The organism is Fervidicoccaceae archaeon, from assembly GCA_038878695.1.
Classification (GTDB): domain Archaea; phylum Thermoproteota; class Thermoprotei_A; order Sulfolobales; family Fervidicoccaceae; genus JAVZVD01.
Window position 1 is genome coordinate 236,729 of record JAVZVD010000002.1, and the last position, 23,217, is coordinate 259,945.

General features: G+C 62.9%; 23 protein-coding genes and 1 tRNA gene. 11 read left to right on the top strand and 13 right to left on the bottom strand.

Going from position 1 to position 23,217, the window contains the following annotated elements; translation table 11 throughout:
- Positions 1–95: 95 nt before the first annotated feature.
- From QXU97_04655 to QXU97_04670, 4 genes are all read right to left on the bottom strand, one after another.
- A complete protein-coding gene (locus tag QXU97_04655) occupies positions 96–977 on the bottom strand; it encodes an ABC transporter permease (protein ID MEM4035884.1) in 882 nt (293 codons plus the stop codon).
- Between the two features lie 5 nt (positions 978–982).
- Complete coding sequence (locus QXU97_04660; protein MEM4035885.1) at positions 983–1,993, bottom strand: ATP-binding cassette domain-containing protein; 1,011 nt, start codon at positions 1,991–1,993, stop codon at positions 983–985.
- An 11-nt stretch (positions 1,994–2,004) separates the two neighbouring features.
- Positions 2,005–2,466, bottom strand: a complete 462-nt coding sequence (locus QXU97_04665) for a PadR family transcriptional regulator (protein MEM4035886.1) — start codon at positions 2,464–2,466, stop codon at positions 2,005–2,007.
- A 111-nt stretch (positions 2,467–2,577) separates the two neighbouring features.
- A tRNA-Val gene (locus tag QXU97_04670) sits at positions 2,578–2,651 on the bottom strand.
- Positions 2,652–2,765: 114 nt separating this feature from the next.
- Between QXU97_04670 and QXU97_04675 the strand changes: the two genes are divergently transcribed.
- Positions 2,766–5,927 carry a helicase-related protein gene (locus tag QXU97_04675; GenBank protein ID MEM4035887.1) on the top strand — a complete coding sequence of 1,054 codons (3,162 nt, stop codon included), beginning with the start codon at positions 2,766–2,768 and terminating at the stop codon, positions 5,925–5,927.
- 64 nt (positions 5,928–5,991) lie between these two features.
- On the opposite strand, the gene QXU97_04680 is transcribed toward QXU97_04675, so the two are convergent.
- Both QXU97_04680 and QXU97_04685 read right to left on the bottom strand, forming a co-directional pair.
- Positions 5,992–6,495, bottom strand: coding sequence for a flavin reductase family protein (locus tag QXU97_04680; GenBank protein ID MEM4035888.1), 504 nt, complete (start codon positions 6,493–6,495; stop codon positions 5,992–5,994).
- A 102-nt stretch (positions 6,496–6,597) separates the two neighbouring features.
- Positions 6,598–7,275, bottom strand: a complete 678-nt coding sequence (locus tag QXU97_04685; protein MEM4035889.1) for a hypothetical protein — start codon at positions 7,273–7,275, stop codon at positions 6,598–6,600.
- 170 nt (positions 7,276–7,445) lie between these two features.
- Between QXU97_04685 and QXU97_04690 the strand changes: the two genes are divergently transcribed.
- Together QXU97_04690 and QXU97_04695 are read left to right on the top strand one after the other, a co-directional pair.
- The gene (locus QXU97_04690) at positions 7,446–7,589 is read left to right on the top strand and encodes a hypothetical protein (GenBank protein ID MEM4035890.1); all 144 of its coding nucleotides are present in this window, start codon (positions 7,446–7,448) and stop codon (positions 7,587–7,589) included.
- Positions 7,590–7,741: 152 nt separating this feature from the next.
- Positions 7,742–10,453: an MMPL family transporter gene (locus QXU97_04695; GenBank protein ID MEM4035891.1), complete on the top strand. Its 2,712-nt coding sequence runs from the start codon at positions 7,742–7,744 to the stop codon at positions 10,451–10,453.
- On the opposite strand, the gene QXU97_04700 is transcribed toward QXU97_04695, so the two are convergent.
- The gene (locus QXU97_04700) at positions 10,352–11,392 is read right to left on the bottom strand and encodes a thiamine-phosphate synthase family protein (protein ID MEM4035892.1); all 1,041 of its coding nucleotides are present in this window, start codon (positions 11,390–11,392) and stop codon (positions 10,352–10,354) included. The genes QXU97_04695 and QXU97_04700 overlap by 102 nt on opposite strands.
- A gap of 103 nt (positions 11,393–11,495) precedes the next feature.
- Here QXU97_04700 and QXU97_04705 point away from each other — a divergent pair, with 103 nt between their 5' ends.
- Both QXU97_04705 and QXU97_04710 read left to right on the top strand, forming a co-directional pair.
- Positions 11,496–12,140: a metal-dependent transcriptional regulator gene (locus tag QXU97_04705; protein ID MEM4035893.1), complete on the top strand. Its 645-nt coding sequence runs from the start codon at positions 11,496–11,498 to the stop codon at positions 12,138–12,140.
- A 6-nt stretch (positions 12,141–12,146) separates the two neighbouring features.
- Positions 12,147–12,413, top strand: coding sequence for a FeoA family protein (locus QXU97_04710; GenBank protein ID MEM4035894.1), 267 nt, complete (start codon positions 12,147–12,149; stop codon positions 12,411–12,413).
- Positions 12,414–12,470: 57 nt separating this feature from the next.
- Here the strand turns inward: QXU97_04710 and QXU97_04715 are convergent, their stop codons facing one another.
- The gene (locus QXU97_04715) at positions 12,471–15,152 is read right to left on the bottom strand and encodes an ATP-dependent helicase (GenBank protein MEM4035895.1); all 2,682 of its coding nucleotides are present in this window, start codon (positions 15,150–15,152) and stop codon (positions 12,471–12,473) included.
- Positions 15,153–15,341: 189 nt separating this feature from the next.
- Here QXU97_04715 and thrC point away from each other — a divergent pair, with 189 nt between their 5' ends.
- Positions 15,342–16,568, top strand: a complete 1,227-nt coding sequence (gene thrC, locus QXU97_04720) for a threonine synthase (GenBank protein ID MEM4035896.1) — start codon at positions 15,342–15,344, stop codon at positions 16,566–16,568.
- Between the two features lies 1 nt (position 16,569).
- On the opposite strand, the gene QXU97_04725 is transcribed toward thrC, so the two are convergent.
- Genes QXU97_04725 through QXU97_04735 form a run of 3 tightly spaced genes read right to left on the bottom strand, consistent with a single transcriptional unit; the run spans position 16,570 to position 19,338 of the window.
- Positions 16,570–17,541, bottom strand: coding sequence for a thiamine-phosphate kinase (locus QXU97_04725; protein ID MEM4035897.1), 972 nt, complete (start codon positions 17,539–17,541; stop codon positions 16,570–16,572).
- Positions 17,542–17,573: 32 nt separating this feature from the next.
- The gene (locus tag QXU97_04730) at positions 17,574–18,695 is read right to left on the bottom strand and encodes a PhoH family protein (GenBank protein MEM4035898.1); all 1,122 of its coding nucleotides are present in this window, start codon (positions 18,693–18,695) and stop codon (positions 17,574–17,576) included.
- Between the two features lie 34 nt (positions 18,696–18,729).
- Positions 18,730–19,338, bottom strand: coding sequence for a hypothetical protein (locus QXU97_04735; GenBank protein MEM4035899.1), 609 nt, complete (start codon positions 19,336–19,338; stop codon positions 18,730–18,732).
- Between the two features lie 75 nt (positions 19,339–19,413).
- On the opposite strand from QXU97_04735, the gene QXU97_04740 reads away from it, so the two are divergent.
- Both QXU97_04740 and QXU97_04745 read left to right on the top strand, forming a co-directional pair.
- Entirely contained in the window at positions 19,414–19,617 is a 204-nt protein-coding gene (locus QXU97_04740) for a ribbon-helix-helix domain-containing protein (GenBank protein ID MEM4035900.1), read from the top strand.
- Positions 19,577–19,843 (top strand): hypothetical protein, encoded by a 267-nt coding sequence (locus tag QXU97_04745; protein MEM4035901.1) that lies wholly within the window; start codon positions 19,577–19,579, stop codon positions 19,841–19,843. The genes QXU97_04740 and QXU97_04745 overlap by 41 nt, the downstream gene beginning before the upstream one ends.
- A 3-nt stretch (positions 19,844–19,846) precedes the next feature.
- On the opposite strand, the gene QXU97_04750 is transcribed toward QXU97_04745, so the two are convergent.
- Entirely contained in the window at positions 19,847–20,695 is an 849-nt protein-coding gene (locus QXU97_04750; protein ID MEM4035902.1) for a mechanosensitive ion channel family protein, read from the bottom strand.
- Positions 20,685–21,374, bottom strand: a complete 690-nt coding sequence (locus tag QXU97_04755; protein MEM4035903.1) for a DUF432 domain-containing protein — start codon at positions 21,372–21,374, stop codon at positions 20,685–20,687. Before QXU97_04755 ends, QXU97_04750 begins: the two co-directional genes overlap by 11 nt.
- A 152-nt stretch (positions 21,375–21,526) precedes the next feature.
- Between QXU97_04755 and QXU97_04760 the strand changes: the two genes are divergently transcribed.
- The 3 genes from QXU97_04760 to QXU97_04770 all read left to right on the top strand — a co-directional run.
- Positions 21,527–22,039 (top strand): hypothetical protein, encoded by a 513-nt coding sequence (locus QXU97_04760; protein MEM4035904.1) that lies wholly within the window; start codon positions 21,527–21,529, stop codon positions 22,037–22,039.
- Between the two features lie 492 nt (positions 22,040–22,531).
- Complete coding sequence (locus tag QXU97_04765; protein MEM4035905.1) at positions 22,532–22,684, top strand: ribbon-helix-helix domain-containing protein; 153 nt, start codon at positions 22,532–22,534, stop codon at positions 22,682–22,684.
- A partial coding sequence (locus tag QXU97_04770) for a DUF1156 domain-containing protein (protein ID MEM4035906.1) occupies positions 22,662–23,217 on the top strand: 556 nt, incomplete at its 3' end. The genes QXU97_04765 and QXU97_04770, both read left to right, overlap by 23 nt.

Below are 23,217 nucleotides of genomic sequence, written 5' to 3' on the forward strand. Positions count from 1 at the left end.
GCTCTGGCTCTTAGTCAACTCATGCCGTCTGCACTCCCGCGCTCAGTCTCCCATGTTCTCTCTGACCTTTATTTACGTGAGTCTGCTCGTAGCTCTCACTCAACCGTCTCGAGCGCCCTCCTGGCAACGAGGAGGCCGCCCAGGAGCAGCGCGCCAGAGAAGGCGGCAAGGATGAGGGCCTCCGCGAGGAGAGAGGTTAGCGCGACTGAGTTCCCGTAGAGGAGGGCCTCCCTGCAGAGGTCCGCGGCGTGCGAGAGAGGGTTCGCCTCGGCCACGGGCCTGAGCCAGGAGGGCATTATAGAAGAGGGGTAGAGCACTCTGCTCGCGAACATGAGCGGTAGATTAAGAAGGTTCATAGCGGCCATCTGGACCTCCCAGCTCTTCACTCTCACGGTCACTGCCGTGAAGAGGGAGGAGAGGCCCAGCGCGAGGGCGAAGAGGCCCAGCGCGGCCAGAGCCACCCCGGCCGCGCCAGCGGGCCTCAGCCTCAGGCCCATAGGCGCGGCGATCAGCAGAATGAGGGAGGCTTGAATGAGGCCTCTCACCGAGGCGCCTAAGACCTTGGCCAAGAGTATGCTCTCCCTCCTCACCGGGGCGGCCAGGAGCTTCTCCAAGTAGCCGAGCCTCCTATCCCACGACATGCTCATCCCCCCGCTGAACCCCGCGAAGAGCACCGCCACGGCCGCCATTCCGACGGCCATGTAGCTGAAGTAATCGACGTCGGGAGAACCGAAAAGCCTCCGAAGGGACTCGTTGACGATCTGCTGAACTTGCTGAGTAACGTAGGGGGGCAGCTTCTCGAGGACCTCCTCGGGGATCCTCAGGAGGCCCGTCACGTTGAAGGCCTTGCCGAAGAGCCCGATCCAGAGAGCGGGCTGGATTATCATCATCAGGACGATCACGGGAGACCTCAGGAACTTCGCGAGCTCCCTCTCTGTGAGGGCCCACAGCTCGGAAAACAGCTCAAGCGAGCTCAAGGTCCTCACGCTCTCCTGGCTCTCAGCGTTGCCCTGAACCTGCGGAAGTCCTCTCTGCTCCAGCGCTCGTCTCTAAGCCTACTGCCGGTCAGCTCGAGGAATACCTCGTCGAGCGCGGGCCTCTTGAGCGTTACGCTCTCTATCCTCACGCCGTTGGTTAAGAGGAGCTCGATCAACCTAGGCAAGAGCTTCTCGCCGCTGCGCGCCTTGACTCTGAGCACGCCATTTACGAGGGCTACATCGATGACGTCTCTGCCGAGCTCTCTCCTCAGGATCCCGATCTCCCCGTCGCCGACTTCGGGAGCCTCGAGCTCTATGACGTCTCCGCCTATAGAGCTCTTCAGCTCGCTCGGGCTGCCGACCGCCTTTATCTCGCCCTCGTCGATTATGGCGACTCTATCGCAGAGAGCGTCTGCCTCCTCCATGTAGTGAGTCGTCATGAGTATCGTCACGCCTCGCTCTCTCCTGAGCCTCTCGACGTATTCCCATATCTTGGCTCTGGTGTGAACGTCGAGGCCAAGCGTGGGCTCGTCGAGGAAGAGGACGCTCGGCTCGTGGAGCAGAGCCCCGGCCAGCTCGAGCCTTCTCCTCATGCCCCCCGAATATGTCTCGACCTTTCTCCGCGCGGCGTCGGTGAGCTCCAGCAAATCTAAGAGCTCTCGGGCTCTCGTCTCGGCCTCGGCCCGAGGTACGTGGTAGAGCCTGGCCTGTAGCATCAGGTTCTCCCAGCCCGTGAGGTCGTCGTCGACCGATGTCTCTTGAGGGACGTAGCCGATCGATCTCCTCACGTCGTTCGGCCTCTCCACCACGTCGTGGCCTGCGACGAGAGCTCTGCCTCTGGTAGGCTTGAGGAGCGTCGACAATATCCTCACGAGCGTGGTCTTGCCCGCCCCGTTGGGGCCCAGAAGCCCGAATATCTCGCCCCCCTCCACCGAGAACGATACGCCCTTGAGGGCTCTGACGCCGCTCGAGTAGATCTTCTCGAGGCCCTCGACTACGACAGCCCCCCCAGCCACGCGCCTCGCCTCTATCTCTTCGATAGGAGCTCCTCGATCTTGGCCCTGGCCTCCTCGATTATTCTAGAGACCTCGACCGCCTTCTCGCCCACCACGGCGTGAGAGTAGACGAAGATCGTGGCCACGAGCTTCTTTAGGGCCAAGTGCACGGAGAGCTTATCGTCGCTCGTGACGAGCTTGATCTTCTCCAGGAGCTCCTCGGCCTCCGCTCTCCTCTCCTCGAGCTCCCTCTTGCCCCTCTCGGTGAGGGAGTAGAGGACCCTCTCGTCGATCCTCCTAGACGCGACCAAGCCCCTCCTCTCCAGGGACCTGAGCAGCGGGTAGACGTGGCCTGGGCTCGGCGAGTAGAGCTCGTGAGTGAGCCTCCTCAGCTCTTTCATCAGATCGTAACCCGTAGCCTCTCCCCTCTCTTCGAGGATCTTGAGGACGAGTAGACCAAAGGATCCTCGGTACAGAGGCCTCGGCCTGAACATGAGCGGACAGCTCTATCTCGATATATCTAAAACCTCTAAGGAGTTAATAAACGCCGGCTCTCGGAGAGTCGGCTCGCCTCGAGCTCCGCGAGCGAGAACGAACCCAATCAGTGGGCCCGCGGGGAGTTGAACCCCGGACCTCCGCCGCGTCAGGGCGGCGTCCTGGCCAGCTAGACGACGGGCCCGCCGAGCTCGGGGGGGTTTCTCCCCTCGTCGCTCTATAAAGTTTAGCGCGAGGGGTCCGAGCGCTATAAAGAGAGGAAGAGAGCTAGGGACTAGCGCGAGAGGAGCTCTGAGAAATGATCGTGGCCGATACGGCCGAGCGATTGAGGTCGATGGGCTACGAGGTGATAGTCGACGTCTCGCCTCGAGTCCTGCCGAGGAGATCCGAGGTCTCTTTCGACGACATCATACCCGGGATAGAGCGCGAGGCTCCCTGGCTCTCCGGCAAGAGGCTCTACTATCACCAGCTGCTGGCGCTCGAGGCTCTTTCCCGCGGGGAGAACCTCGTGCTCCGCTCCGGGGCGGGCTCGGGCAAGACGGAGGCCTGGGCCCTTTACGCGCTCAAGAGAGCCTCGAGGGAGCAGACCTTCAAGGTTCTCGCGGTCTACCCCACGCTGGCTCTGGGGGCCGATCAGATCAAGAGGCTCGAGGTCTACGCGAGGGCCGTGGGGAGGAGGGCGCTGAAAATAGACGCTCTCGAGAGGGCGAGATTCGCGAGAGAGAAGGGGGTCGGAGCTCTCAGGAGAGCTCTGGCCGAGGCCTCTATTGTGACTACCAATCCGGCCTTCCTCCTGCACGAGCTCAAGGTCGCGCTCGAGCACCCCTCGAGGCCTCTCCTGGCCTCGGTCTTCCGAGACCTAAAGCTCCTCGTGATCGATGAGGTGGACTTCTACGGGCCGAGGTCTCTGGCCCTGCTGATGGCGATAGTAAGATTCCTGACGAGGATGAGCGGAGGGCTCCAAGTCGCCGTCCTAACGGCCACGCTAGCGAACCCCGAGGACCTGTGTTCTTTCCTGAAGACCGAGACTGGGCGGGAGTGCTCGATCGTCGACGGAGAGCCCTTCCAGGTCGAGAACAGACTGATCGTCGTCCTTGGCAAGGACCTGAGGAGTGTATGGGAAAAGATCAGGTCGCTGCCGCTCGACCCAAAGAGGGTCGAGGAGCTCGGCGCGGAGTTCGCGGAAGCTCTGCGCTCCTACGAGAAGTTCTCGAGAGACCCCTTCAGATTCTTAGCGGCTCTCTCGGCTCTAGGCCGCGACGTGCCGAGCCCGGGCCTCGACCCCGAGGAGGTGCTCTCGAGCTGCGCCGAGAGCGACGGCGTGACCCTAGTCTTCACGCGCAGCATCGCGAGAGCCGAGGAGCTGACCAGAAAGCTGAGGGAGAGGCTGGGAGACCTCGTGGCCTCGCATCACCACCTCGTCCCGAAAGAGAGGAGGGAGGAGATCGAGGAGAAGGCGAGGCGCGGGGAGCTCAAAATCATCGTCTCGCCGAGGACCCTCTCGCAGGGCATAGATGTGGGGACGATCGTTAGGGTCGTGCACTACGGCCTCCCCGAGGAGGTCAGGGAGTTCAGGCAGAGAGAGGGCAGAAAGGGGAGGAGAGAGGACATACCCTTCACTGAGAGCATCGTGATCCCCCTCGGCCTCTGGGACTGGGAACTCCTCTCTAAGGGGCTCGACACGTTCAAGAAGTGGCTCTCGCTGCCTCTCGAGAGGGTCCAAGTCAATCCGAGCAACCTCTACATCTCGCTCTTCACCGGGATCGCGAAGCTCGTCTCGCCCTGGCTGGGCAGAGAGCTCGATGAGCGAGAGAGGAGGGCTCTGGAGGCCGCCGGCGTGCTGAGCCGCGATGGCTCGCTCAACGAGCGGAGGCTGAGGAGAATCTGGGAGAGGATCAACTTCTACGAGTTCGGCCCCCCATACGGAATCAAGCGCTACCTCGTCGACGAAGACGGGGGCAGGCGCCCCCTCGAGGAGATCGGGCGCTGCGACCTCGTCGAGAGGTTCCAGCCCGGCTGCTTCGACCTAGCAGAGGACTCCATCGTGGTGGAGCACGTGTTGGGGAGGACCGGCAGGACCGTCGCGGCGGTCCACGAGAGGAGGCTCACCTACAAGCTCCTGAGAGAGGTCGATGCTCTGCTGGACGCCCTCGAGTCCTACGAGGATCTCAAGCTCAGGTGGGGCGAGCAGCCTAGACTTCTCCACGACGTGGCGCGCGGCAGGGTCCACAGCGAGGTCAACTGCGTCGTCTACCCCCCCAAGAGGGGGTTCGGGCGCTACTTGAAAGTGCCCAATAGAGTGCTCTGGTTCGTCGTGAGCGAGAGGCCCAGGCTCGCTAGGATCGCGGGGAGGCTCTCGGTCTTCTACGATAGGAGGGTCGTCTACGTGCCGACCGATGTTCACGGCCAATACGAGGACTACACGTACGGCTACCTGTTCGAGGTCGAGGAGAGGGAGGACCCGGTCCTGCTCAGGCTCGGCTTAGCTCTCCTCAAGGTGTTCCTCAGGAGGACCGCCGGAGTCCCGCTGAGCCTCATCGAGTACGGCGTTGAGAGGATCGGGGAGAAGAAGTTCTTCGAGTTGCACGAGCCCGAGGCCGCCGGCTTTCTCGAGGCGGCAGACTGGCCCTCCATCGCCTCCTCGCTCGAGAAATACGAGCCCGACGAGCTGGACCTCGTCTTGCTTGGCATGACAGACGACATAGCCTACAGCGATTTCACGTCGCTGGGGCTGGAGTGGGAGCGCGTCAAGCTGGCCGCTAGGAGGGTTATCGACTACATAGCCCTGCGCGACAAGATACGCTTGGCGTTGAGAGGCTCGGAGCTCGTCGTCGATAAGCCTAGCAGGGCCCTGAGGCTCGCCTCGATTGAGGGAGTGGCCCACGTCCTAGAGGAGGGGGCTCTCCCCAGAGTCTTGACGTGCGTGGCGGTGTTCAACGGAGAGAGCTCGGCCAGCGCGCTCGAGGTCATCCCGCTGATCCCCGGGGCCTCTCCCATCGGGGAGCTGCGAGCTCTCGAGGTCGCGATCGAGGACCTGGCGTTGTACGAGGGCTTCAGGCTCGTGGTCTCGAGCTCTCAGGCCTCTCTCAAGCTGGCCAAGATATCGGGCCTCAAGAGGCTGGAGAGATTACTGGAGCGAGGAGAGGTCTCCCTACTCGACGTCTCCGAGAAGATGAGGGGGCTGGGGCTCGAGCCGGCGAGCGTCGGAGCCCTGGCCTCGGAGGTGAAGTTGGCCGGGGAGAGGCTCGAGTGGGTCGAGGCCTCGGACCTCCACAGGATCCTCTCGGAGCTCGTCGAGGAGGGGCGGGGGAAGAGGGCGGAGGCGGAGCTGAGAAGAGCTCTCGAGAAGAGGGCCAGAGCTCTCTACGTGCTCTGGCTCGCGCTCGAGCGACTCGGCGAGAGAGCTGGAGAAGAGGCGCGGCCCGCGTCGGGGAGCTCTCGGGACGAGTCCAACAGGTGACGGAGAGAAATCGAGCGATGGAGCTAGGCGCGCTTCTTTTCGCGCTTTGGCGCGAGGCTCACCCTCACCGCCTCTCCTCTAGTAGTCTCCGAGTCTCTCCTCGCAGCCAGACCATAGGCTCCTCATCGCTGTTCTTGTAGGCCTCCACGACCTCCCCGATCACTAGGACGTGGTCTCCGACCTCCACGGTCTTCACCAGATTGCACTCGAGAACGACGGGGGCCTCGGAGATCACCGGGGCCACGATTCTCCTCGCGGGGCGAGGCGTTATGCCGGCGACCGAGAACTTGTCGGCCTCTCGACCGCTCAGCTCGCCGAAGACCCTCATCGTCGCCTCCTCGAGCCTCCGCGAGACCAGGTTGACGGCGAAGGCCCCGAATCTCCTCACGAGCTCGAGCGTGTGCCTCGAGGGGTGAATCGAGACCGCGACCATGGGCGGTTTCCACGAGACTCTCGAGAGCCAGGCGGCGGCCATTCCCCCTCTCTCGCCTGGCTTGCTCGGATCTCCGGCAGTGACAATGGCCAGGGGGTGAGGTATGTGCTCCGGGCCCTGGACAGGGTCCAGCATCTCGGTCAAGGCCCGACACTCGCTCTCACTTTGGCTCGGGGCCTATATCTGCGTTCGCGATCGATCGCTCCCCTCTCGCCCCGAGGTCGAAGGAGCTCTCAGCTAACAGATTAAGACCAGGAGGCCCAAAGCGATCAGGACCGAGTAAGTCGCGTAGCCGATGAGGAGGAGCAGAGCGAAGGCCATGCCGTAGCTCGCTATCACGTGGCTCCCGGAGACCTCGTGCTCCGCGCCGCTGAGGGGCTCCCTCTCCGCGTCGAAGACTAGCCTCGCTGGTGCGCCCTCAACTACCAGCGGGAAATAGAACCTGCTCCGCTTAAACTCGTCCACGCTCATGGTCTTGCCCGCGAGGAAGAGGACGGCCCTCTTGAAGAGGGGGAGGCCTCTCGTGAGCCTCGAGAACTCGCGCACCCTCCTCGAGTTGCAGTAGACGTTGCGAGAGACCACGGCGAGAGGATAGACCAGCCCGATCGCGAAAGTCGCGACGAGCGGCGTGGTCGGGATGGGGCCCGCCAGGACGAGATAGGGGTTCAGCGCCCCTACTAGTAGCGCCAGAGGGGCATCGGCTCTCCCCATGAGGCCTCTCGCGCTGAGCAGACAGATCGCCCCCGCCATAAGCCCCGTCTGCGAGAGAGAGAGCGCGGCGACGGCCGGGCTCAGAGCCTCCCTTGACGCGAGCAGCGCGTAGAGGGCCGCCGCGACGGGGGCCGCCGCGTAGAGCGTCCTGTAGGATATCATTCTCTCTCGCGCGTCTTGGTAAGACGCGGCGGCAAGCAGCACCAGCGTCGACGCGCACGAGAGCAGAGCGAGGTCGGTCGAGCAGCGAGGGCCCTCCAGGCGTGTTCACCGCCACCGCTTCTCTCCTCCACCCTCCTCTTTTTATCTGAGTCGTGCGGAGCGCGTCCGGGTGAGTCTGTCTGAGCCTCTTCCCGACCAGGAGATGGGTTAAGATGTGCCAGCGCTTAGTTATCAAGTCGACGAGTTATGCTCTGGCCGCAGCGGCGATAGGCTTCGTGAGGTTCGTCGCGCTGAGCGCGCTCTTATCGGTGCGGAGGCCTCCGAGAAAGGAGCGACTCACGTCGAACAACGATTGAGCTCTGCTCTCGGAAGCGTAGACCGCCTCGCGCCCCCGCCGCGGGCTCGCCTTTAAAAGGAGCCGGGGAGCTTAATCGCGCGAGCCCCCTCGAGGCCTCTCTGCTTTCGCTCGCCGAGAGGCCTCGGCCCCCTCCCCCGGTGGCTGACCGCCTTGAGACGCGCTATGCTAGCTCTCCTGATAGCGTGGCTGGTCGTCTGCGCCTTTCTAGCCTTCGAGGCTCTGAGGCTCGAGTCGAGGCTCGTCTACACTGAGGAGCCCTTCGTGCCCAAAGAGGCCGAGAGCTACGTCGGCCTCCGCGTTCTCCGCGAGCTGGGAGTGACCTCGGGCGACTACGTGCTCGTCGTATTCTCGCCCAACGATCTGAGCACGTGCAGAGAGGTGGAGGCCGAGATATCGCGCGCTGCCGCGGACTACGGGGTCAGCGTCGTGGGGGCGGCTCGGGTCTACGATATCGTCCTGAGCGAGGTCGAGAGCAGACTCGCCGAAGCTCTTAGGAGCGCCGCTGACTCGGTCGAGGCCCTAGAGAGGATGGGGCGCGAGGCGTCGAGAGCAGTCGATGACGCGTCGAGGATCCTCAACACCGCCTACTCGGCCGCGCGCCTCTACCTCGAGTTCTACGAGAGAGCCGAGGAGGCCGGCTCGCCCGACCCCGCCTCCTCGGCGCGAGACTCTCTGCTCTCCCTGGCTCCGCCCGAGCTGGCCCCCCTCGTGGGAGTCTTTCACGAGAAGTTCGTCGAGCTTTCTCGAGCGCTCGGACGCGAGGAGGCCGCGAGAGCGGCCCTCATCGAGGCCGCGGGATCGATCAGCTCCGAGCTGAAGGAGCTGCTCTCGAGCTTCGACTTCTCGAACTACACCGATAGAGCTGCCGTGATAGCTTACGTCTATCAGCGCTCTGGGGCGGCATCTTTAGGCGTGAGCCTTGAGGAATTCGAGGTCCTCACGGAAGACCCAACGAGCGGGGCGCGATCGATCGTGATGTCAAGGCTCTCTCAGCGCCTGGGCGCTTGCGCCGAGCGCGCTCTCGACGACGTGCTGGCCGGGGCCGATCCCCGGGAAGCTGCCTCGAGGAGTTGCGGAGACCTGATCGAGAGGCTCGCCCCCTTCCCGAATGCTCTGCCCGAGGAGGTCAGGAGGAAGTTCCTCGCCGGCGACTACGCGCTGGCCTTCGCCTTTTTTAGGGAGAAGATCTCGGTCGAGGAGGCCTGGACCCTGCTGTCGCGGCTCAAGACCTCTCTCGAGAGAGTAACCGAGGAGGCCTACGCGACAGGCTCCGTGGCGCTCTGGGCCGAGCTCGCGAAGAATACCGCGAGCGAGGTCAAGAGAATAGATAGAGCGACCATCGCGCTGGTCGTTGCGCTGCTCCTGGCCCTCACGGCGAGCCTAGCCGCGCCAGCTATAGTACTCGTCACGACGGGTCTGGCTGCCGTCGCTGCTCTCGGGCTTCTCAGCCTCCTCGCCACGAAGCTGGACTTCTACTATCTCACTAGGAGCACGATATTCCCCCTCGTCTTCGGCATAACCGTCGACTACTCTCTGTTCTACCTATTCAGGGTGGCAGAGGAGAGGGCGAGAGGGCTGAGCTGGGACGAGGCCGTTGCCGTGGCGAAGTCCAGAGTGGGCAGAGCCCTCCTCGTGGGCGGAGTAGCCGTGGTCCTGGGCTTCTCTGCTTACGCTCTCACGCCTCAGCCTGTGATAAGGAGCGCCGGCCTGGCTCTCGCAATCGCGTCCGCGATCGGCTTCCTCTCCAGCTACACGCTGCTCCCCTCACTGCTTCTACTCCTCGGGGAGAGATGGTCGTTCTGGCCCTCGAGGGCTCTCAAGCTCCCGGCGGCGAGGCAAGGCGCAGTCCTCAGGAGAGCTGCGGCTCCTCTGCTCGGAGTCAGCGCGCCGGTCGCCGCGGCCTCCGTCGCGTTGGCGGCGCTCCTAGTCGCGCTCTACGCGGCCACCCCTCCTACGGCCAATATATATCTCGCCATGCCCGAGAACTCCGACGTCTTGAAGGCGGGCAGGACGTTGCACGAGTTCTTCCCGACCGAGTCCTACTCGACGATCTACGTCCTGCTACCATCGGACTCGGCCGAGCGCCTATCCCTGCTCTCGGCGATGGAGCACGTCAGAGGAGTCGAGGCTTCGGCGATCGATGGGTGGACCCTAGCCGTCCTCAGACTGGACGTGGATCCTCTCGATGACAGGCTCTTCGAATTAGTGCCCAAGCTGAGAGAAGCCGCGAAGTCCTTGGACCCGAGAGCCCTCGTGACGGGGTACTCCGCATTGAGGATAGACCTAATCAGCCTCGTGACCAAGAGCTATTGGACCTTCACGGTCCCCATCGTCATGCTCTTCGTCTTGATCTACATGATCGCGAGCATGGGATCTCTACTAGTCCCCCTCTCGTTCCTAGCGATGGTGCTCCTCAGCACTTTCGCCGGTCTACTCGCCTCGGCCGCGATAATGGCCGAGTCAATGAGGGAGGCCAGCTTCGTATACACGAGGTCGCCTCTCTACTGGTTCACGCCGATCGTCGCCTTCGGCCTCATGGTCACGGTCGGCATGGACTACAGCGTCTTCCTGGCCGCGAGAGCTAAAGAGAACGTGAGCGCTGGTCTCGAGGTGGACGAGGCTACGCTCCTGGCCGTCGAGAGAACGGGGGCCGTGGTGGCGGCCTGCGGCGTCATACTGGCCGGAGCCTTCTCTTCTCTGCTACTCTCGGACGTCCCGATGCTGAGGCAGGTCGGCCTCTCCATCATGATCTCGGTGCTCCTAGATACGTTCGCGGTGAAGCCTCTCTTGATGCCGGCCCTCCTCAAGTCGTTGGGCAAGCGAGCCTGGTGGCCGGGCAGAGGTCTCGTGCTGGGGGAGTGAATTCGGAGCTCGAGAGGACTCGAGTCTCTCGGAGGACAACGCGAGGAGCCTCCCGATGATCTCCACCGCCTCGAGTCCGCTCCTGCCCAGCACGTAAACTATGGGCTCCATCCCGAGGCCCCTTGACGCGTCGATGACGTCGCATGGTCCTCTCTCCTCGACCTCTCTCGACAGGAGCTCCAAGAGCTCCTCCTCGCTCGCGTATTCTCCTCTCACCTCGCACACCCTGAGGCCCCATCTCTTGGCCTCCTCCACGAAGCGCTCGAGCCTTTTGATGCTAATGCAGGCTCTGATCTCTGGCCTTACCTTGGAGAGCAGCAAGAGCACGTGGGCCGTGTGCTTGCTGCCCCCGTAGACGGGCGAGCCCACGGCCATCACCTTCTCGTCTAGCTTGATTATCCTGCCGGGGAAGGCCACCACCTCGAGGTAGCTCGATGCCCTCGGCCTCGCCACGGCTATGTTGGCTCCCACCTCCGGCACTAGCTCGACTACTCCGGGTATCTTCTCGAATCTCTCAAAGGCCATTCTAGTCTCGGCCACGTAGATGTCCTCGCGCGAATATAGAGAGTCTATCACCGTGCAAGAGTCCTCGATCTCGGCGTTCTCGCGCTCGTAGCCCTGACATATGAGCTTCCTAGCCACGACCGATAGCTCGTAGACGCTCAGGAGCTTCAGGGCCTCGAGGGGGCTCTTCTCGGCCGCCTCGGCCACGAGGTCGACGGCTAGGAGGACCTCGTCCCTCGGGAGTCCCGCTCTCTCTAGCTTGCTCAGCAGGCTCTCCTCATCGACTCTGGCCAGTTTATTTATCATGGGCTGAGAGAGTCCCGATAGCCTGGACACCTTGTACTGGCTATGTCCCCGCTCTAGCAGCCTCTTCACGACGAGGGCCCTCAGCGCTGGCGTGACACGCCTCGCCACATACTCCATTGGAGTCCTCAACGGAGGCCGCTCCCCCGCTCATCTTAAGGAGATTATTGTATAATAAAAAACCTTAGCGCGTTAAGGTCTTAAGGTTTGGATCCGTCTAAATATCCGAGCAGAGATGCTGAAGACCGCTGGCTCCGAGGTCGAAGACTACATAACGACGGTCTACAGACTCGAGGAGGTCTACGGAGTGGCCAGGACCGTCCAGGTGGCCAGAGAGCTCGGAGTGACTCCGGCCACGGCCTCGAAGATGCTCGAAGTTATAGAGAAGAGGGGGCTCGCGGTCAGGACCAAGTATCGAGGAGTCAGGCTCACCGATGACGGTAGGAGAGCTGCCGAAGAGATAATCAGGAGACACAGAGTGGCCGAGGCTTTCCTGAGCAAGCTCATTGGCATGGACCTCGTGTCCTCGCACGTATACGCTCACAAATTCGAGCACATGCCCGACGAGATCGTGCAGAGGATCTTCGAGTTGATCGGCAGGCCGACTCGCTGTCCTCACGGCAACCCAATACCGGGCGCGGAGGCGGAGGCCGAGGGCGGAGTGATGAGGCTTAGCGATGTCGAGGCCGATGAGTATGTCGTGGTGAGGCTGGCCGGGGAGCTCCTCGAGCCCCTGAAGGAGGCCGTCCGAGCCGGGCTAGAGCCCGGCGCCAAGGTGAGAGTGATCGAGCGCTCGAGAGACAAGCTCAAGCTCGAGGTGGCGGGCCGCGAGGTGACCATTCCTAGGCGGACGGCCGAGACGATCTTCGTAGCGAGGTGAGGTGCCTTGCCCACGACGCTGGCCGAGTTGAGGCCGGGAATCAGGGCCAAGATAATCTCGGTGCAAGCTCGTGGCCGAGGCCTGGAGAGGAGGCTCATGGAGATGGGGTTCGCTCCCGGAGCCCTCGTGAAGGTCGTGAGCAACAACGGCCGAGGACCCTTGCTCGTGGAAGTCGAGGGGGTGCGAGTGGCTCTCGGTAGAGGCGTGGCCGCGAGGGTCCTCGTCGAGCCGGAGGATGGGGGCCTCCCAAAGGAGCTTCCTTGCTCGAGTTGAGGGCCCCCACCGGTCGGAGCTAAGGTGGCGCGGCTAGCGAGCTCTTGAGAGAGGCCGCTAGTCGTGGGCCCCTCGAGGTCCCCGCTCCTCGGCGCGCAGGAGCATCATCTGCAACACCCTCCTGTGGAGCTCAGCCAGCATCCTCCTCTTATCCTCCATGAGCACTACGTCCTCGTAGCCCATGGTAACGATGTGATGCGCGAAGGGGCTAGGCACGTCGGAGGGCTCGGTCTGAACTACGTCGATCTCTCCCCTCTCGATCCAATCGAGCACTAGCGAGGCGTTGTCGACGTCCATGTGATCCTCGATCACTTCCCTGAGGGCCTCCTTGACTATCGGGTGATCTGTCTCTCTGAGGGCCTCGAGAATGCTCTGAGCGCTGAGCTGGAGCCTGTGAGGCGACCTCTCTCTCCCCCTATAACTCCTCAAGATCATGAAGCTCCTCTGCGCACAGTGCCTGAACTTTCTCCTCATGAGCTCGGTGCTCATCACCGCTCTCTCCAGGACTCGCCTGAGGCCCCTCGACTTGAGCTCGAGCAAGAGCTCCTTGCCTTCTATCGATGGTCTGCCGCCGATCGTCAACATGAAGGCGTAGTCCGAGATGGTCACACGCACCGGAGTCGAGAGCTCCTCGCTCGCGATCAACGCCAGAGCCCTCGAGAGAGCGTCGTTGACTCTCCTCCCGAAGAGAGCGTGGAAGACGACGTTGCGCGACCTTCCTTCATCGTAGAGCTCCACGTGGATCAACTTATCGCTAGCCACGACACCGCCCGTGAACTCGTATTGCTCGCGCACGTAGCGCGCCATCTCGCGGGCGGCGTGCTCGCTGAGCTCGAGCCGCCCCGCCAGCTCTCGCGCTATCTCCTCCAGAGAGGCCCCGGACTCGATCCTCTCGGCTATCTCCCTCCTGAGGCGCCCCACCAGGAGGGCCGAGTCGAAGGATAGCGGCAGCATCTCGCTGAACCAGCTCGGCACGGTCGGTCTAGCCTTCTCGGCCTCCTCGACGTAGACCTTGCCTCCCTCGCTGGACAGGAACCTATACGTCCTCCCACCGAGCACGAAAACGTCCCCCGGAGACAGCAGCTCCACGAACTCCTCCTCGAGGTCTCCCACGTATTTTCTCCTGCTCTTGACGAAGACGCGCACCTTTGCCTCGTCGGGTATTATGCCCTGATTCAGATAGTATATCGCTCTCACCCCTCTCTTCCTCCCGAACGACCCCTCGAGGGGATCGTACCAGAGCTTAGAGAATACCCTATGCTCTTCGAGCTCGCCGTCCAAGCCTCCGAGGAATCTCAGGATCCGCTCGAAGTCCTCGAAGCTGAGCGAGTGGAAGGAGTAGCTCCTTCTCACGAGCTTATACGCCTCGTCGACTCTCCACTTCCTCTCGAGACTCATCGCTACGAGATTCTGAGCTAGGACGTCGAGGGGGTTCCTTGGAATCCTTGTCCTATCGATGAGCCTCCTCCTGGCCGCGTCGGCCAGCGCCGCGCACTCTAAGAGGTCGTCTCTGTCGACGACTATCAGCCTCCCCCTGCTGACCTCGGAGAGCCTGTGGCCCGCTCTCCCCACGCGCTGGAGCAGCCTGCTGACGCTCTTGGGGCTGCTGAGGAGCACGACTAGATCTATGTAGCCTATGTCTATGCCGAGCTCTAAGCTGGTCGAGCTGACCACCACCTTCAGCTTCCCCTCCTTCAGTCTTCTCTCGACGTCCAGCCTGAGGTCTCTGCTTAGACTCCCGTGATGTGCCTCGATGTCGTCTATTTCGACCACGCCGTTCCTCTCGAACATCTTCTTCAACTTGAAGACGACCCTCTCCGTGGAGCTCCTCGTATTCGTGAAGATGAGCGTGGTTCTGTGTCGCTTGACCAGCTCGGCGATCAGGCCGTAGATCGCCTCGTTGAACTCCTCCGCCCTCGCGTAGACGAGATCCACCTCGGGCACGAGCACTCTCACGTCGATGGCCTTGTAGAACCTAGCGTCGACTATCTCAACCGGCCTCGGACTACCGTCGTCGCGGTATCCCCCAAGGAACCTCGCGATCTCCTCGAGCGGAGCTATCGTGGCGCTGAGCCCTATTCTCTGCAGCTCTCTGCCGACGAGCGCCTCGAGCCTCTCGAGGAGCAGCGAGAGGTGCGACCCCCTCTTACTCCCGGCGAGCTCGTGAATCTCATCGACTATGACCCATCTGGTCTCCCTCAGGTTCTCTCGGAAGCGGGGAGCCACGAGGACGAGAGAGAGGCTCTCAGGAGTCGTTATGAGGATGTGCGGCGGCCTCCTGTTCATCTTCTGCCTCTCGCTCGGAGGCGTGTCGCCCGTTCTAACCGCCACTCTTATCTCGGGGAGCTCGAGGCCCCACTCCTCGGCCGCGACCCTCTTTATCTCCTCGAGGGGCTCAACGAGGTTCCTCCTCATGTCGTTGTTGAGAGCCCTGAGGGGCGAGACGTAGACGACGTAGACGAGATCCCTGAGCTCGCCGCGCTCGGCCATCGCGAAGAGCTCGTCGAGGACCCCCAGGAAGGCCGCGAGCGTCTTGCCGGTCCCGGTGGGAGAGGAGATGAGAACGCTCTTCCCGCTTTTTATGAGCGGGATGGCTCTCCTCTGGGGCTCAGTCATAGAGCCGTACTTCTCGACGAACCACGCCGCCACGTAGGGCCTCAGCAAGGATAACGCGGCCTCGTCTTCCGGGAGCAGCTCCGTCTCCCTCCTCTTCGCTCTCTCGTCGCTCAGCGCGACCACGCGCTCTCCCCGACCGGGCGGCTTCGATTCCGGCTCATTCCCTTGAGTCGCCGCAGAGTTTATAACTGGGCGGCTCCGCCGAGCCCGAACGATTAAAATACTCGAGTCGAACAAGGCGGCCGCGGAGGGCTCGCGTCCCTTCGGGGACGCCGCCGGGCGTCCTTCGTCGCGAGTCGCTGGAGGAGGAGCATGGAGAGCCTGAGCTCGGCCGACAGCCCACGCGCGAGAAGGTTCATTGACGGGGCGCGCCTCAAGTGCATCAGGTGCGGCGCTCAGCACGAGGGGGAACCTAAGCTCTTCGCTTGCCCGAAGTGCAGCGGACTACTCGAGGTCGTACTCGAGAAGCTAGAGTGGAGGCCGCGGGGGAGGGGGGTCTGGAGATACGCCAGCGCTCTGCCCGCCCCGCCCATACCTCCAGTCACCATGGGCGAGGGGGGCACTCCTCTGGTCAGATCTAGGGAGAGCGGCTCCCTATACTTCAAGCTCGAGGGGCTCAACCCGACCGGCAGCTTCAAGGACAGGGGAGTAAGCGTGGCCACTACCGTGGCGCTCTACTCTGGCGCGAAGTGCCTCGTCTGCGCCTCGACGGGCAACACTTCGGCTAGCGTGGCGGCCTACGCTGCCAGGGCCGGAATGAGAGCGGCCGTCGTGCTGCCGAGAGGGAAGGTGGCTCGCGGAAAGCTCCTGCAGGCTCTGGGCTACGGAGCTAGGGTCGTATGGGTCGACGGCTCCTTCGATGAAGCCATCAAGCTGGTCAGAGAAGTCGTGTCGATGAGCGGCGATCTCTATCCCATGAACTCTTTCAACCCGTGGAGGCTCGAGGGGCAGAAGACTGTCGTCTTCGAGATCTTCGAGGAGCTCGGGCGAGTGGACGCGGTGGTGTACCCCGTCGGCAATGGAGGAAACATATCGGCCGGCTGGAAAGCCGCGGAGGAGCTCATGACCATGGGTCTAATCGACGATCCTCCGAGGCTAATCGGAGTTCAAGCCGCCGGCGCCGCGCCCATAGCAGACGCCTTCGAGCGCGGCCTGTCCGAGCCGGTGTTCTACGATAAGCCGGAGACCGTGGCCACGGCCATAAGGATCGGGAGGCCTGTGAATTGGCCGAAGGTCTTCAGAGCCATAGCGAAGAGCGGGGGCGCCGTCCTCAAGGTCTCCGACGAGGAGATCCTGAGAGCTCAGAGAGAGCTGGCCAGGAGAGAGGGCATATTAGTCGAGCCGGCCTCTGCCTCGACCTACGCCGGTTACCAGAGAGCCCTCGAGACAGGGGTCCTTGACAGAGACGAGGTCGTAGTCTTGGTGCTGACGGGCAACGCCTTGAAGGACCCGAGCTCGATCGAACTCATGAGCTCCGAGGAGATCCAGCTGACCCGAGGAGCGACGGCGCGCGAGCTCCTCGAGGCTCTGTTGAGGTAACCTAAGCGATCTCGCGCCTGAACTGGTCGTAGCCTCTGCCCTCTATCTCGGCCATCGAGGATCTCCAGCGAACCGAGGGGGTGGCGCTCGCCTCGACCACCACGCCGAGGGCGGCGCACTCCAGGCCTGCCCTCCTGCACGCCCTCAGGACCTCGTCCACGTCGTTACTGCTCGTGAAGAGCGTTTCGTACTCCTCGCCCCCATAGAGGGCGCAGACCTCGTAGCTCAGGCCGGCCTCCTCGACTAGGCGAGCCACCTCCTCTCGAGGGGCCGGGAGCTCGTCAATCAACACGTCGACTCCGCTCGCCTCGGCGATCAAGCGGAGGCTTTTAGCCAAGCCATCGCTCACGTCCACACTGGAGGTGACCTCGAGCTCCTCGAGGAGCTCGAGGAACTCGAGCGGAGCTCGCGGCCTGAGCCTGGGGAGCTCGCTCAGCGCCCCGCGAGGGTCCAGGCCCCTCTTGTGCAGCTCCCAAACGAGGCCCGTTAGGCCGTAGCCGTTCTTCAGAGTCGTGAATAGGGCGTCGCCCGGTCTCGCCCCGTTCCTCGGCACGGGCCTCTTGGCTCGGCCCAGCGCCGCCACGTTGATCCAGGCCCTCTCCGACGACGCGTTTACGTCTCCGCCCAAGAATAACAGGTCGTGGGCCTCGCACGCCTCGACCACCCCGTCGTAGATCTCGTCCAGGACCGAGACCTCGGAGTCTCCGCGCATCCCCAGGCTGACCAGAACGCCCAGGGGCTTGGCGCCCTTCGCGATGAGGTCGCTCACCGACGCGACGACGGCTCTCCAGCCCCAATCGCTCCAGGGTTCCCAAGCGTAGCGGCTGAAGTCGCTGGAGTACCCGTCTATCTTGGCGACAAGGCCCGAGTCCTCGACCTCCGCCGCGTCGTCGCCGTGAGGAAGCCTCGACCTCCTTGGGTAGAGGTGCGCGGTCCTCTCAATGAGCCTCCTCACCACCGCCTCCTCGCCCACGTCGCTCAAGCGAGGAGGAGCTCCCCTCCTCGTCAACTCTGCCCCCCCTCCTGCCTGACGATAACGCGAGTGCCCATGAGCCTCCACAAGACGGCGTCGGTGAATCTGATGAACACCCCCTTCTGACCTATGATTGGGCCTGCCTTGCCCTCCGGCACGTGGATCACGACAGCATTCCCCTCTAAGTCTATCCTCCTGGCGGCGCTCAGAGCTCTCGGCAGCGGGTGTATCGACCTGAGGAGCTGGCCCATGTTGAGCGTCGCCTCGGCGATCCTCACCTTCTGGCCCAGCTCCTCCTCTACCTTGGCGATCCTCTCGCCCTTCTTGCCTATCGCTCTGCCGTAGTGGCCGGCCTTCACTACCACGAAGAAAGCCGAAGCCCCCTCTTGGAGCGAGAACCTCTTGGCCAGCTCGCGCGCATCGAGCACCGTGACGACCTCGGCGTCGGGGGCGTGGATCCTCATCGACTCGACGACCCTCCTCTCGTCTTCGCTGAGCTGCCTGCTCCTCATTCTGAGCTCGAGGAGGAGCCTGGCCGCTCTCCTAGCCCCGGGCCTGACTATGTCCGAGAGCCCCAGGTCCACGACTCTAGCCTTCTCCTCTCCCACTAGGAGCTCCCTGGCCACCTGGACTTGCTGAGCGACCTCGCGGGATTGGAACACGGGGTCGCCGGCTATCACGAGCTTCGAGCCTCTCCCCATTCTCGAGATTATCTCGAGCAGAGACTCCGTCGGCACGTGCTGAGCGTCGTCGAGGAAGACGAGGCTCTCGTCGAAGCTCCGACCCCTCAGGAGGTGCGTGTCGGCGAACTGAATTCGTCCGCTCGAGATGAGGCCCTCGAGCTCGCTCCGCTCTATGTAGGCCGAGGCCAGGTCCTCGAGATACCTCATCATGACCTCTCCGTAGGCGTCGCCGAGCTCCGAGGCTAGCAGCTCTCTCCCCGTCTCCACGTCTACCACAGGCCTGGCCACGACGAATCTCCTGTATTGCCCCTCTCTCAGCGCGTCGTAGCCGTACGCGACGGTCAGGAGGCTCTTGCCGGTCCCCGTCGGGCCGAAGACTCCGACGAGCTCGACTTCTCTATCGCGGAGCGCCTCGACGAGCTTGGTCTGGCCCTCGGTGAGAGGCTTCACCTTGTCTCCTAGAACTCCCACGCCCTTCTCACCCAGCGCGATTGCTCCTCCGCGGCTAATCAGCGTCGCGCCGACCGGCCGGGCTCCGCTCGAGCTCTTCGAGGAGGGCGTTGAGCCTGCGCCAGCCCTCACGCAGAGTGGAGTTGACGAGCTCGACGAGCTCTCCCAGCCTCTCCTCGTAGACTAACGCCTTGCCCTTAGACTTCACTGGAACGATCATCTGAGCGCTGCATACGAGCTCGACGAGGAAGCCTCTCTTAGACACCGAGACGATGCCGGAGTGCTTGAAGCCGGCCCTCCTCGCCGCCTCCAATAGATCGCGCGCGTCCTCGAGGCTCCTGGCCATCACGTGGATTATCGGGCCGGCGGCATTCAGCCAGTAGATGTGCGCGGGCTCCGTGGCCAGCAGGCGGCGCAGCTCCTCCACCTCAAGCTCGTCGTGCTTCTTGAAGACCACTCCCCCCTCGCCTCTGACCCACGGGGCGGGGGCGTCGATCACGACGACGCGGCCGCTGCAAGAGCTCGTCGTGTAGAGGCCGGGCCTCTCGTTTATCTTCCTCAGCAGAGGGGTCACGCGCTCGTCGAGATAGCCGACCTCGGAGTCCTCCGCGATTCTCTCAAGGCTCTTCCTCTTTCTCTCGTCCCACTCGTCGAGGCTCGGCAAGCCCTCGCGGGCCTCACCTTCGCAAACTCCGCTCTACGCTTTAAAATCGGAGCCGAGCGAGCTTGATTGCGCGGTGTGCTCGGCGTGGTCGGGCGGTGCGTGGTGCTGAGCTGCAAGGTTCCCAGGGAGCTGGTCGAGGCGCTCGACGAGCTGGTCGAAGAGGGGGTCTTCGCGAGCAGGAGCGACGCCGTGAGAAGGGCGCTGGGCTCGCTGATACTCGAGAGGAGGGCGGCGCGCCGTGATGAGCCGCCGGAGATCCTACTCGAGGGAGATCGATGAGATCCTCTCGCAGCTCCCCGAGGACGAGAGGAGGGCCCTCGAGTACTTCCTGGTCAACGTATCAGTGGGGGAGCTCTGCGCTCTGAGGGAGCTGCAGTACGTTGAGGGGGTGCCCGACCCCTCCAGGGTCCTGAGCTCTCTGGTCAGGAGGGGTCTGCTCGAGCGAGCGGGCGGCTGCTACAATCTCTCCCCCAAGCTCCGAGAGCTCTTGAGACGGCGGAGCTGAGGCTCAGGCTCTCGGCGAGGAGCGTGGGCCCTCGCCCAGAGCCTCCGCGGCCTCTCCGACCGAGCGTAGCCACACCACCCTCTGGGGGAACGGTATCTCGATCCCCGCCTCCTCGAGGCGCCTCTTGATCTCGGCGAGGATCTCCCTCCTGACCGTCAGGAACTCCCTCGCGGGGACCCAGAAGAGGACGTTTATGTTGACGGAGCTCTCGCCCAGCGAGTTCACGATGAGGAGAGGCGCCGGCTCCGCCAGGACGAGCTCCTTCTCGTCGAGCGTTCTCCTGATCACCTCGAGAGCCTTGCTCACGTCCGAGCCGTAGGATATTCCCACGCTCAGCTCGATCCTCCTGGCCGCGAGCCTCGAGTAGTTGTATATCTTGGAGGCCATCATGGTGTTATTAGGCACGGTAAGGACCTCTCCGCTGAAGAGCCTAATCTTCGTAGACATCAGGCCGACGCTCTCGACCACTCCCCAATCGTTGTCGATCCTGACCGTGTCCCCGACTCTGACCCTCCCCTCGAACATGAGTGAGAGCCCCGCGAAGAGCTGGCCCAGAGTCTGCTGGAGAGCTAAGCCGATGACCATGCCCGCGAAGCCCGCCGCGACGAGGAGCCCCGCCACGTTCACCCCCAACAGCGAGAGAGCCACGAGCAGACCGATCGCGAGGAGAGCTATCTTGGCCGTCCTCGCCAAGTTTCGCATTAAGTCGGGAGGAGCCTCGATCCTCATTTTCGCGATGGACTTCTCGAGGATCGAGCCCGCCAAGTAGAACGCGGCCATCGTCGCCGCCGCCGCAGCCACATCTAGGGCTCTCCCTAGCGTCGCGGAGCCGAGGAGGTCCTCATAAGCCATATCTCATCACGTAGAGGACTTCTCTGCCCTCTCCCGCGTACCTCAGGCGCCCCGCCCTCTCCGCGAGAGACGAGAGCGTCTTCGTCCTGACCTCGGCGTACACTACGCTGGACGCCTCAACCTCGACGTCGTTGAACGTCACCTCGCCTCCCTCCGTCACGCTGGCAGCCAGCCCTAGCGCGGGGATCACCACTCTGCTCACCTCGAGCCTCGAGCTCGAGAGCGAGCGGATCCTCACCGAGATCTCGCCCGCGGCCCAGCTCGGGGCGGACTCGGCCACTCCTCGGTCCACGTATCTGCAGACCTCGCCCAAGTCGGAGGGCCCGTACAGCGCATACTTGACCCTCGTCAGCGGGACCGAGTCGACGAGGACCCCCCTCGCGTAAATCCCCAAGTCCGCCGGCATAGCCAGAGTCAGAGTCACCCGAGCCCCGGGCAGTAGGAGGAGCGGCTCCGGGAGCTTGAACAGCACGCACGTCACCTCCAAGGGCCCGCCAAGGGGGGGCAGAGGCCTTAGGCTCAAGCTCTCCCTGGCCCCGAGGCTCAGGACCCTCGTCGCCTTTGAGCTCCTCAGCTCCTTGACGAGCCTCACGCTCTCCTCGTCGATTCTCTCAACGATCAGCCTGCCTCCGGGCAGAGGCACCTCGAGCTCTCTCGAGACCTCGAAGTCTCCGTACATCGGCTTTCTCCCCGGCCCAACTCGGCGGGGCCTCGGTCAACGCATCGGTGCGGTCCGAGGCTCAAATCCTTAAGCTCTCTGAGAGCCGAGGCCGCTCGAGGCAGCGTTTTTATGGACGCTCGCCCGAGGCTCGCCCGGCCTGGGTGAGGTCGTTGAGGTTCTCCGCGCTGGTCGGCGGAGTCGTCGCCTGCCTCCGAGAGCTCGAGACAATGACGGCGGAGCTCTATCGCTCCTACGCCGCTCGCCTAGAGAAGTCCTCGGGCGAGGCGGCCGCGGCGGCGCTGAGGATCATCTCATTCGAGAGCGAGGCCCACGCCGAGATCCTCGCGGTCGTAGCGAGGCTCCTCGACTCTGAGGGCGAGGCGAGAGACTGCTCGCGCATTCTAGGCGAGCCGTGGAGCGCGGTGGAGAGGCTTCTCTCGGACGCGAGGAGGGGCTCGTACCTCGAGCTGAGCGAGCTCATCGAGCGAGCCTCGTGGTTCGAGGACGCGGTGGGAGAGGAGACCTACGCGAGGCTCGCGGTCACGTTGATCGGGCAGCTCTCGGGGCCGAGCGGCGGCGAGCGCTCGGAGCTGACGCTGAGGATCCTCGAGAAAATAGCGCGCGACGAGGAGTGGCACGAGGAGCTCCTCAGGTGGGCTGCCGCCTCGGCTCGACCCCAATGAGGAGCTCGGCGAATGGAGGCGATTCTCGGACGCCCGGAGCTCTCGCGAGATCTGCCCCGTCTCGGCGGGCTCGTCTCACCAAAATTTAGCTTTTCTAAGTGAAGCGGGGACGGTCCACCGTGAGATGAGAAAGGATATCATAGAGATAAGGTATATGAACTAAAGTTGTTTCTTTTTATACACTGTAAAAGGTATATAAAAGGTTCTCGTCCTCTCTCGAAACCCTTATGTAGCCCACGGCTTTTTCATAACTACCACCACGATTCAGATTCCGGAACAGAAACAAAAAGATTTAACGGATGCTCGAATCCGAACAATCCGGGTCGGTTTAGGTACTGCGTGCGGCGAGCTATGGTCTGTTTCTAACCCGAACCCAAACTCCTAGCACGACCAGTCCTAGCAAAACCACAGGAGCCTAGGACGGGAAACTGTTGGAGCGTAAACAATTTTCTCAATATGTTCTGCGATGATGTAGTATCTAGTGAGTAGCTTATGAGTAGCAGGTACGTCCGTGTTCAAGCCCTCATTCCTAGGGAGTGGTACCCTAAGATGAGAAAGCTAATGGAGAAGAGGGGCTATACATCTGTAAGCGAGTACATCAGGGACTTGGTTAGGAGGAGCATTGAGGTTGAGGGAGATGGTTAGGAGGACTTTCCTCGAGTCCGATAGCTTCCCGGTCCAGGCGGTGAACGAGTCCGCTAGGAGGGAGAAGAAGGGTGGGGCTAAGCCGCCGATATGGGAGATGGTGTTCTGGTGGACCAGGAAGCCTCTGATCACCGCTAGAAGCATCATCCTCGGGGCTGTCCTAGACGACTCGACCTCCCCGGAGACCTTCGTCGAGGTAGCCCGGCTGAACGCTGAGAGGTCGCCGCACAGGGAGAACCCGAGGGTGCCTCCCCAGCTCGCCGCAAAGCTCAGGGAGATGAGCCTCCTCGACCCCTTCGCGGGGTTCGGCTCCGTACCCCTCGAAGCCATCCGCCTAGGCGTAGGCAGGGTGGTTGCGGTAGAGCTACTGCCGACAGCCTACGTCTTCCTGAAAGCCGTGCTGGAGTACCCCAAGTGGGCTACAGATAACGGGCTAGGGAACCAGCTGGCTAGAGACCTCGAGAAGTGGGGTATGTGGGTAGTAGAGCAACTGAGGAGAGATCCGGACGTCGTGGAGCTCTACGACGAGGACG